This is a genomic window from Sphingobium sp. D43FB (assembly GCF_002312805.1).
GTDB lineage: Bacteria > Pseudomonadota > Alphaproteobacteria > Sphingomonadales > Sphingomonadaceae > Sphingobium.
Genome location: NZ_NMUA01000207.1, coordinates 1 through 431 on the forward strand (window position 1 = coordinate 1; position 431 = coordinate 431).

The 431-nt window shown below is 60.6% G+C and carries 1 protein-coding gene; it reads right to left on the reverse strand.

Annotation, left to right across the window (positions count from 1 at the left end; translation table 11 throughout):
• Positions 1-348: thrombospondin type 3 repeat-containing protein (locus tag SxD43FB_RS24055; protein WP_217988851.1), on the reverse strand; the 348-nt coding region annotated here is incomplete at its 3' end.
• Between the last annotated feature and the right edge of the window lie 83 nt (positions 349-431).

Below are 431 nucleotides of genomic sequence, written 5' to 3' on the forward strand. Positions count from 1 at the left end.
GGTGGCGTCTACCTGAACACCTTTGGGCGTATCGGGACATTTGTCGATGCTGTTTTTCACGCCATCGCCATCATCGTCGCCGTCGCCATGCACCCAGCAATATGCGCCTGCCATCACGCCCACCGCGCCGCCTAGGCTGGCCGCCACCGCTGCGGTCTGAAACGCCCCCGCCGCCGCGCCCGCCAAAGCGCCGCCAGCCGCACACAATGGCCAGTCGGTCTTCTGCAAACCGGCACAACCGGTCAAGACACTGGTTACAAGAATCAGAGGTAACGCCGTCCGGATTATTCTCATCAATTTCTTCTCCCAAGGGTTCGGCTCAATGCGCCGCCTCTCAAGTAAAGACATCACATCGCCACTTCGCCAGCTTGAGCCCGTATTTATTGGGGAGAAACCGGATCTCGCGCCTGCATCACGGTCCCGTGGGAGCG